Origin of the sequence: Marinimicrobium sp. UBA4509, assembly GCF_002388575.1 — a bacterium.
GTDB classification, from domain to species: Bacteria; Pseudomonadota; Gammaproteobacteria; order Pseudomonadales; family Cellvibrionaceae; genus Marinimicrobium; species Marinimicrobium koreense.
Map to the genome: position 1 here is coordinate 1 of NZ_DGMV01000039.1, position 9153 is coordinate 9153.

At 60.7% G+C, this 9153-nt stretch carries 10 protein-coding genes; 5 read left to right on the forward strand and 5 right to left on the reverse strand.

The genetic code is table 11. The annotated features are described in order from the left end of the window. The 3 genes from dnaG to rpsU all read right to left on the reverse strand — a co-directional run. On the reverse strand, nucleotides 1–818 hold an 818-nt coding region (dnaG, locus tag B3520_RS05845), incomplete at its 3' end, for a DNA primase (RefSeq protein ID WP_286875629.1). Nucleotides 819–966: 148 nt separating this feature from the next. Beyond that, on the reverse strand, nucleotides 967–1419 hold the full coding sequence (locus B3520_RS05850) for a GatB/YqeY domain-containing protein (RefSeq protein WP_123638069.1): 453 nt from the start codon (nucleotides 1417–1419) through the stop codon (nucleotides 967–969). An 89-nt stretch (nucleotides 1420–1508) separates the two neighbouring features. Further along, nucleotides 1509–1724 (reverse strand): 30S ribosomal protein S21, encoded by a 216-nt coding sequence (rpsU, locus tag B3520_RS05855; RefSeq protein ID WP_024460997.1) that lies wholly within the window; start codon nucleotides 1722–1724, stop codon nucleotides 1509–1511. Nucleotides 1725–1915: 191 nt separating this feature from the next. On the opposite strand from rpsU, the gene tsaD reads away from it, so the two are divergent. The 4 genes from tsaD (at nucleotide 1916) to B3520_RS05875 (ending at nucleotide 5314) form a co-directional block, all read left to right on the forward strand. After that, entirely contained in the window at nucleotides 1916–2950 is a 1035-nt protein-coding gene (tsaD, locus tag B3520_RS05860; protein ID WP_286805306.1) for a tRNA (adenosine(37)-N6)-threonylcarbamoyltransferase complex transferase subunit TsaD, read from the forward strand. Between the two features lie 12 nt (nucleotides 2951–2962). Further along, nucleotides 2963–3322 (forward strand): dihydroneopterin aldolase, encoded by a 360-nt coding sequence (gene folB, locus B3520_RS05865; protein ID WP_024460995.1) that lies wholly within the window; start codon nucleotides 2963–2965, stop codon nucleotides 3320–3322. Further along, nucleotides 3319–3837: a 2-amino-4-hydroxy-6-hydroxymethyldihydropteridine diphosphokinase gene (gene folK / locus B3520_RS05870; RefSeq protein WP_123638067.1), complete on the forward strand. Its 519-nt coding sequence runs from the start codon at nucleotides 3319–3321 to the stop codon at nucleotides 3835–3837. Before folB ends, folK begins: the two co-directional genes overlap by 4 nt. Nucleotides 3838–3904: 67 nt before the next feature. After that, on the forward strand, nucleotides 3905–5314 hold the full coding sequence (locus B3520_RS05875) for an MFS transporter (protein ID WP_286805310.1): 1410 nt from the start codon (nucleotides 3905–3907) through the stop codon (nucleotides 5312–5314). 32 nt (nucleotides 5315–5346) lie between these two features. Here the strand turns inward: B3520_RS05875 and B3520_RS05880 are convergent, their stop codons facing one another. Then, complete coding sequence (locus B3520_RS05880) at nucleotides 5347–5778, reverse strand: Hsp20/alpha crystallin family protein (protein ID WP_286805312.1); 432 nt, start codon at nucleotides 5776–5778, stop codon at nucleotides 5347–5349. A 115-nt stretch (nucleotides 5779–5893) separates the two neighbouring features. Then, nucleotides 5894–6637 (reverse strand): pteridine reductase, encoded by a 744-nt coding sequence (locus tag B3520_RS05885; protein ID WP_286805313.1) that lies wholly within the window; start codon nucleotides 6635–6637, stop codon nucleotides 5894–5896. Nucleotides 6638–6734: 97 nt separating this feature from the next. Here B3520_RS05885 and B3520_RS05890 point away from each other — a divergent pair. Then, on the forward strand, nucleotides 6735–9153 hold a 2419-nt coding region (locus B3520_RS05890; protein ID WP_286875632.1), incomplete at its 3' end, for a PQQ-dependent sugar dehydrogenase.

The window sequence follows — 9153 nt, forward strand, 5'->3', positions numbered from 1 at the left end:
ATCACGTCCATGTAGCCCTCCACTACATAGAGGCGGTCGCTGCGGTCGCGGCTTTGCCGCCATTCCCACAGGCCGTAGAGCTCTCGGCCCTTGTGGAACACCGGGGTTTCCGGGGAGTTCAGGTACTTGGGTTTGTCATCGCCCAGCACCCGGCCGCCAAAGCCGATCACCCGCCCGCGCAGGTCCCGGATGGGAAACATGATGCGGTGGCGGAAGCGGTCGTAGCGTTTGTTCTGGTCCGGCTGGTGGATCAGCATGCCGCCCTCGGTCAGCAGGTGGCGTTCCTGTTCGCCGATGCCGAGGGTTTTCAGCAGGTTGTCCCAGCCCGGTGGGGCGTAACCAATACCGTAGTCCCGGGCAATATGCCCGTCCAGGCCCCGGCGCTTGAGGTAGTCCACCGCTTCCATCCGCTTGGGGTGCTGGCGCAGCTGCAGCCGGTAGTAGCGGTCGGCCTGCTCCAGCAGGCTGTAGATGCTCTTGCGCTCCTGGGCCCTCTCTTTCTGGGCCGGGCTCTGCTCCTCGCGGGGCACTTCCAGGCCGCAGTGATGGGCGAGCTGCTCGACGGCTTCGGGAAAGCCGAGCCGCTCGTAGTCCATGAGAAATCCCACGGCGTTGCCGCTGGCGCCGCAGCCGAAGCAGTAGTAGAACTGCTTGTCCTGGCTGACCGTGAACGAGGGGGTTTTTTCGTCGTGGAAGGGGCAGCAGGCGCTGAAGTTCTTGCCGGTTTTCTTGAGTTTGACGCGATGGTCCACGATCTCCACCAGGTCAACCCGGTCGAGGAGCTCGTCAATAAAGCTTTGTGGAATCAGTCCGGCCATAGCGCCTTATTGTAGCGGGGAATTGAGGTGGGGGAGCGGGATTTTGGGTTGGGTGACGGGGGGTGCGCTTGGTAACGGCGGATGCGCGCTTTGCGCTTATCCGCCCTACGCGACCTACTGTGCCATCCGTTGTGACAAAACGTGACGCTTAACCCAACCGCGCCTTCAACCGCTTACTCACATCCGCCATATCGGCCCGCCCCTGCACCTGGGGCTTGAGGATGCCCATGACCTTGCCCATATCCTTCATGCCCTCGGCGCCGGACTGGGCGATGGCGTCGGCCACCAGCTGATCCAGCTCGGCATCGGACAGAGGCTGGGGCAGAAACTCCTGAATCACATCAATTTCCAGGCGCTCCTGATCGGCCAGTTCGGCGCGACCGGCATCCCGGTATTGCTGTTCGGAGTCCCGGCGCTGCTTGACCATCTTGTCCAGAATGGCCAGCACACGGGCGTCGTCGAGTTCGATGCGCTCATCGACCTCGATGCGTTTGAATTCCGCGGTCACCAGACGCAAAACCGCCACGCGGGCCTTTTCTCTGGCCCGCATGGCGGTTTTCAGGGCGTCGTTGATGCGCGTTTGCAATTCTGAACGGGGCATCAGCGTATTCCTGTTTGTCTTGTCTTCAGCGCTTGGCTTGTGCCATTCAGCGCGGGCCCGGCGCGAAGCGCCCAGGCCGGGTTCCGGCCTTAGTACAGGCGCTGGAACTTGCGGTTTTCGCGCTGAACTTTTTTGGCGTGACGCTTAACAGCGGCAGCGGCCTTGCGCTTACGGACAGCTGTGGGCTTCTCGTAGGCTTCGCGGCTGCGAACTTCGGCCAGAATGCCGGCCTTTTCACAGGAGCGCTTGAAGCGACGCAGTGCAACGTCAAACGGCTCGTTGTCTTTGATCTTTACTGAAGGCATGCTGTTACCTTTACTCAATTAATTCACCCCGAAAGCGATCAAAAAGTGGCTTCGGGATCCGAGGGGCGTGGATTCTAACCAGTTATGGACAGCACTGCAACTGGTTCTTACCGCTTCAGGTCTATATGATACGCGCTCGTTTTTCCCGTTGGTCCTCGATTGGCCCCACTGTACGAGTTAGAAGGCTCTCTATGCGCGTTTTGGGTATTGAAACCTCCTGTGACGAAACCGGCCTGGCGCTGTATGACAGCGAGCGGGGCCTGCTCAGCCACGCCCTGTTCAGTCAGATTGCGGTGCACGCGGAATACGGTGGCGTGGTGCCCGAGCTGGCCTCCCGGGATCATGTGCGCAAACTGCTGCCGCTGGTGCGGCAGGTGATGGCCGAAGCCGACACCTCGCCCGAGCAGATCGATGCGGTGGCCTATACCGCGGGCCCGGGGCTGATTGGCGCGCTGATGGTGGGCGCCTCGGTGGGGCGTTCGCTGGCCTATGGGTGGGGGATTCCCGCACTGGGTATTCATCATATGGAGGGCCACCTGTTGGCCCCGATGCTGGAAGATAACCCGCCCGAGTTTCCTTTTATCGCCCTGCTGGTGTCCGGAGGGCACACTCAGCTCGTACAAGTCCGTGGCATTGGCGAATACCGCCTGCTGGGGGAGTCGCTCGACGACGCCGCCGGGGAGGCATTCGACAAGGCCGCCAAAATGCTGGATCTGGACTACCCGGGTGGGCCCCATATCGCCAAACTGGCCGAGCGGGGCCGGGCAGGGCGGTTTACCTTTCCCCGGCCCATGGTCGACAGACCGGGCCTGGACTTCAGTTTCAGTGGACTGAAAACCTATACGCTCAACACGGTGGCGGAGCATGCCCAGGCCGACGGGTTGCCGGACGAGAAGACCTGTGCCGATATTGCTCATGCCTTTCAGGAGGCGGTGGTCGGTACCCTGGTGATCAAGTGTCGGCGCGCTCTGGAGCAGACCGGCCAGAAAACGCTGGTGATCGCCGGTGGGGTCTCGGCCAACACGCGTCTGCGCGAGGAGCTCGAGGCCGCGCTGGCGAAGATCGGCGCCCGGGTGTTCTATGCCCGCAACGAGTTCTGCACCGACAACGGGGCCATGATTGCCTACGCCGGCTGCCAGCGCCTGCTGGCCGGGCAGACCGAGCCGCTGGCGGTGAACGTGCGCGCCCGCTGGCCACTGGACAGCCTGCCGCCGCTGAGCGCTTAACGAGGAAGTGGAATGGACATTGTTTACATCAGAGATCTGCAGGTGGATACCATCATCGGTATCTATGATTGGGAGCGTCAGGTGCGCCAGACCATCAGTCTGGACCTGGAAATGGCGGCGGACATCCGCCGGGCGGCGCAAACCGACGACATCCAGTATGCTCTGAATTACAAGGCGGTTTCCAAGCGCCTGATCGCCCACCTGGAAAACCGGGATGCACAGCTGGTCGAGGCGCTGGCCGAAGAGGTGGCCACCATTGTGCGGGAAGAGTTCAACGTGCCCTGGGTCCGCCTGCGACTCAGCAAACCCGGCGCCCTGCGCGGTGCCCGGGATGTGGGCCTGATTATCGAGCGAGGGGAAAAACCGGCATGACCGAGGTGTACCTCAGTCTGGGCAGTAATATTGATCGCTATCGACACATCTCCGCCGCGCTGGATGCGCTGGCGGAGTGTTTCGGCGAATTGACCATTTCGTCCGTATTCGAAAGCGAAGCGGTGGGCTTTGATGGCAGTAACTTCCTCAATCTGGTGGTTGGGGTGGGAACCGATCAGCCCATCGCCGAGCTGTCCGATCGGCTGAAAAAGATCGAAGACGACAACGGTCGCTGTCGTTCCGGCCCCAAATTCAGTTCCCGAACGCTGGATATCGACATTCTCACCTACGGTGACTTCGTGGGGGAGGAGGCCGGGGTTCAATTGCCCCGGGACGAGCTGACCAAGAATGCCTTTGTGCTCTGGCCCATGGCGGAAATCGCCCCGAACCATCTACACCCGAGCAAGGGGGAGACCTACGCCCGGCTGTGGGCCGATTACGATAAGCAGCGCCAGAACCTCTGGCCGGTGGATTTCACCTGGCAGGGGCGGACGGTATCGCGCGCTGCGTCCTGACCTGATTTTGATCCCTGCCCGCCCCCTGTGACACGGGGCAGGGCGTGCCCTCTATGTGGAGTTGCCTGTGAACGAGCCGCAACGCGCCGCGCCAGTGTCGCCCTGGTGGGTGTTAATCGCTGTGTGCCTGGGGGCCTTTGTCGCGCCTCTGGGAATGGCTTCGGTGAATGTCGCCCTGCCCACTATGGCCAGGGAGTTGAACGCCAGTGCGGTGCTGGTCAGTTGGGTGCCCACCATTGTCCTGATCGCCAACATCATCTTCATGCTTCCGGCGGGCAAGCTGGCCGACCAGGTGGGCCGCAAACGGGTCTTTCTCTGGGGCATTGCGCTCAACAGTAGCGCCAGTGCTCTGGCATTCTTCGTCAACTCCATTGAAATGGTACTGGTGCTGCGCTTCTTTCAGGGGATGGGGGCGGCGATGATGTTCGCCACCAGCATGGCCCTGCTGATTTCGGTCTTTCCGCCGGAAAAGCGCGGGTTACCCCTGGGGCTCAATGCCGCCTGTGTGTACTTCGGCCTGACCCTGGCGCCGGCCTTGGGCGGTTGGGTGACCGATGCCTTCGGCTGGCGGTTTGTCTTCCTGCTGCCCTTGCCGATTGTGGTGTTGGTGGTGTCACTGATTGCCTGGCGGGTGTCCGGAGACTGGTTCGGCGAGCGCGAAAACCGGTTTGATTGGGGCGGGGCCCTGACTTTTGCGCTCTGGGCCATTGCCCTGGTGATCGGCCTGACCGGGCTGCCCGGGTTGTGGCAGAGCGCGGTACTGGCCTTTTCTTTCGTTTTACTGGTGGTGTTCATTCGCCGCCAGGCTCGCCGGGAGCAGCCGCTGATTCGCGTACAGATGTTCCGCGAGTCCCGCTTGTTCTCCTTCTCCCTGATGACGGCGCTGTTCATGTACGCCAGCAGTTATCCGCTCGGGTTTCTGCTCAGCCTGTACCTGCAATATGTGCGGGGTTACAGCGCGGCGGATGCCGGTCATGTCCTGCTGGTGCAGGCGCTCACCATGGCCTGTGTGGCGCCGTTGGCGGGGCGCCTGTCGGACTATCTGCCGGCCCGCTGGCTGGCCAGTGCGGGCTGTTTCTGTACCCTCTGTGGTTACGGGTTGCTGAGTACGCTGGGCGTCGCCACGGCACCGGGCTTTATTGTCCTGGCGCTGTTTCTGGTGGGGCTGGGCTTCGGCTGTTTCTCCAGTCCGAATAACCATGTGGTGATGCAGTCGGCGCATTCCAGTGAAGTGGGCGTCGCGGCGGCAACGCTCAATCTCGCCCGTGTGGTGGGTAACCTGGTGGGTATGAGTCTGGTGAATCTGTTCGTTTACTGGAACCTGGGTAACCAGCCGCTGAACGAAACCCTGTCCGAGCCGCTGCTGCGCACCTTCAGTCAGGCGATGCTGTTGGCTCTGGCGTTTCTCACCTGTGCGACACTCATTTCGCTGTTGCGCGGGGCGTCCGGGGCAGAACAGAAAAAGCCGGACGATTAGGCCCGGCTTTCAAGTGGGTCAGCATTCGGTCATCAGTGAATTTCAATGCGATGACTGACCGGCGTCTTCTGCTCCACTTTGGGCACGTTCAATTTCAACACTCCGTTGTTGAACTCCGCCTTGATATCCTTTTCCTTGACGTCCGTTCCCAGGTTGAAGCTTCGAGTGTACTTGCCATAGCGTCTCTCCTGACGAATGACGCGTCCATCCTTTTCTTCCTTGTTTTCAAACCGGGACTCGGCGCTGATGGTCAGCATGCCGTTGTCCAGGGTCACGTCAATATCTTTCTTGTCCACGCCGGGTAACTCGGCGGTCAATTCGTAATGATCCTTTTTCTCGGTGATATCCACTCTGGGCGAAAACGCATCCGCGTTCATCGAAGCAGAGCTTCTTGATAGCGGTGCCCAGAAATTGTCGAACAGGCTGTCAATATCAAATACTGAACTACGTGGTATCAGGTTCATAAGAACACCTCCTTTGAACATCCAGAGCTTGTCTCTGTTTGCGTTACTTATATTGGTCCTTTTTTGTCGATTTTCAATTGATCCAGCGCAACAAAAGTGAGTTAAACCGCTTGTTTTAACTCACCGAACGACCACCGTCCACGGCGATAATCTGTCCGGTTATATAGGGCGCTTTGGTTAAAAGAAAAAGAATGGTGTCAGCAATATCCTGAGGGTCTCCGGGTCGGTTCAACGGGACCCGATCGAGGATGGTCGCTTTGCCGTCATCGTCCAGCTCCGCCTCCTGTTCCGGCCATAAAATGGCGCCGGGGGCGATGCCGTTGACGCGCACCTTGGGCGCCAATTCCCGCGCCAGCGATTTGGTCAGCATGACGTTGCCCGCTTTAGCGGCACAATAAATGGGGTGGTTTTTCAGTGGGCGCTCGGCATGGATGTCGGCCATGGTGATAATGGCACCCTCTGTTTCTTTCAGCGCGTCCGCCAAAGCCTGGGCAAGAAAGAAGGGGGCTTTAAGGTTGCTGCTCATCAGGTCGTTCCACTGTTCTTCACTCGCCTCTTCCACCGGAGTCGGGTAAAAGCTGGACGCGTTATTGATCAGTGCGTCCATGCGGCCCCACTGTTTCAAGGCGTTCTCGGCCAGTTGTTGAACGTCTTTCAGTTGACTCAAATCCGCTTGCAGCGCCACGGCGCTGTCGGGACGAAGCGCGTTGAGCTCATGGCTGAGTGCCTCGGCGTCCTGCTGCGAGCCGCGGTAGTGGATGACGACCCGGTAGCCGGAGGCGTGCAGGGTTTTTGCGGTGACCGCGCCGATGCGACGGGCCGCGCCGGTCAGTAGGGCAACGGGAGCGTCAGTAGTCATAAAATCCTCTTGAATCTGTGAATAAACTGTCCGACGTAGTACGCTGGTGGTCTATTAAACGATGAATAAGCCAATAATAACCGTCCGGAGTGCATTCATGGTACCGCTTCACCGTCGCCTTCACACTGGGGTGAGTGTCGCGCTGGCACTGCTGCTGGCCGCCTGTGGTGGCGGACAGAGCGATGACGACGCCCGAGCGCCCTCGGGACCGCCTGGCCTGAGCGAGCGGCCGGAGAATCAGACCTGTCTGGCTACCCGTTTCACTCAGGATTCGACGGTGGCGCTCAAGCCGCTGGTGCCTGAAGGTACCTTCACCGCGCCGGTCGGGGCGGTCAGCCACCCGAGTCTTGAGCAGGTACTTTATGTACTGGAGCAGCGGGGTACCATCTGGCGCCTGGACCTGTCCGAGGCAAACCCCACGCCGGCGCTGTTTGTGGACCTGAGGGACTACACCGATGTGCAGTTTGAGCCCACTCACTGTTTTGAGTGCGGTCTGTTCAGTATGGCGTTCCACCCGGATTTCGAGCAGAACGGCTTTGTCTATGTGTCTTTGACCGAGGGTGGAGAGGCATTCGAAGTTGCGCCCGAATCCTATGTCGCCCGGTTTCGCTCTGACGATGAAGGGATGAGTCTGGTGCAATCCGGGCCTGGCGAGTTGGAGCGTACCGATATTTACCATGTCCAGCAGACCACCGAAATTCATAACAACGGTCGTCTGGCGTTTGGCCCGGACAACTATCTTTACGTCAGCTTTGGTGACGGTGGGCCGGGTGGCGATCCCAACCGCAATGCCCAGGATCCCACCAACCCCTTTGGTACTCTGTTGCGGCTCACCGACGAGGGGGCACCGGCACCGGGCAATCAGGTAGAGGGCGGTCTGCCCGAAGTGTTTGCCTATGGCCTGCGCAACCCCTGGCAGTGGAGTTTTGACCGGGAGACCGGCGAACTCTGGGCCGGTGATGTCGGCCAGGGCCGGACCGAAGAGATCAACCGGATTGTCAACGGGGCCAATTATGGTTGGCCCTGCCTGGAAGGCGCCGACGTCATGCAGTCCTGTTCCGATACCAGTGGCTTTGAGGCGCCGGTGTTTTCCTACCAGCGGGGGGATGGCCGGTCGGTAACCGGAGGTTATGTCTATCGCGGTGAGCAGCTCGACAACTTATACGGGGTCTATCTGTTCAGCGATTTTGCCTCGGGTCTGCTCTGGGGCCTGTTCACTACCCCCGAGGGGGATCTTGAACGCCGCCAACTGCTCGATACCGGCGGCTCGGTGGTGTCCTTTGGGGAGGAACTCGATGGCGAGTTGCTACTGGTGGACTACGAGGGCGGCCAGGTGTCCCGGTTGGTGGCCGAGGCGCAGGACTCCCGGCAGGAGCCGATTCCCGAGTGGCTGTCGGAAACCGGCTGTATGAATCCCGATAACCCGGCTGAGCCGGGCGACGGGCTGATCCCTTATGACGTCCGCGAGCCCTTCTGGTCCGATGGGGCGGATAAAGCCCGCTATCTCGCGCTGCCTGACGATGCCACCATCGACGTGGATGAGACGGGTGATTTTGATCTGCCGGTGGGGTCGGTATTGGTCAAGCAGTTCTATCGGCACGACGAGCTGATCGAAACGAGGCTGATGCTCAACCAGCCCGCGACCGGGTGGGTCGGGCACAGTTACCGCTGGACCAGCACGGGCACCGATGCGCGCCGGGTAATCGAGGCGGAGGACGTCGAGATCCAGGACCAGTTATGGCACTACCCGAGCAGCGCCGAGTGTTCCCAGTGTCACACCAGCGCGGCGGGAGACAGTCTCGGGCTGGAAGTTCGTCAGCTCAATACCGACTTCGACTACGCCGGCACCACGGCCAATCAACTGGATACCCTGGCGGCCATCGGGGTGTTGACCGAGCCGTTGACTCGACAGCAGAGGGCAAACCCCCTGGTGAACAGCCGGGATGAGTCGCACCCACTCGATTTGCGCGTCCGCGCCTACTTGCACAGCAACTGCGCCAACTGCCACCGCCCCGGGGGGACCAGTCAGGCCAGTATGGATCTGCGCTTCGATACGCTGCCCGAGGCCATGAACCTGTGTAATGTGGGGCCAATGCAGAGCGATCTGGGCATTGAGGACGCCCGCCTGCTGGCGCCGGGCGAGCCGGAGCGCTCGCTATTGTGGCGGCGCATGGCGTCCAATGATGGCAACCGTATGCCGCCTCTGGGCAGTCATGTGCTGGATGACCATGGGATCGGGTTGATTGAAGACTGGATCGCGCAGATGGACGAGTGCACGGGCTTTTTCGCACCCGTGGGTGAAGCGTTGATTCTGCGCAATGTCGGCATTGATCAACCCTTGGGCGAGGACGGTACGCAAGATCCTTTGGCCGCGTCCTGGCAATTGGAGCCCGAGGGCCCGAGCTACTACCGGATTCGCTTGGCGGGGACGGATCAATACCTCCACGCCGAACAGGTACAGCCGATGGTCGGGACCATTGAACCGGGTTGGCTGAGCGCCCAGTGGTTTCCCGAGC

Coding starts and splice junctions, on each gene's coding strand:
- B3520_RS05850 (WP_123638069.1), bottom strand. CDS start 1,419: ATGCCCCGTTCAGAATTGCAAACGCGCATCAACGACGCCCTGAAAACC.
- rpsU (WP_024460997.1), bottom strand. CDS start 1,724: ATGCCTTCAGTAAAGATCAAAGACAACGAGCCGTTTGACGTTGCACTG.
- tsaD (WP_286805306.1), top strand. CDS start 1,916: ATGCGCGTTTTGGGTATTGAAACCTCCTGTGACGAAACCGGCCTGGCG.
- folB (WP_024460995.1), top strand. CDS start 2,963: ATGGACATTGTTTACATCAGAGATCTGCAGGTGGATACCATCATCGGT.
- folK (WP_123638067.1), top strand. CDS start 3,319: ATGACCGAGGTGTACCTCAGTCTGGGCAGTAATATTGATCGCTATCGA.
- B3520_RS05880 (WP_286805312.1), bottom strand. CDS start 5,778: ATGAACCTGATACCACGTAGTTCAGTATTTGATATTGACAGCCTGTTC.
- B3520_RS05885 (WP_286805313.1), bottom strand. CDS start 6,637: ATGACTACTGACGCTCCCGTTGCCCTACTGACCGGCGCGGCCCGTCGC.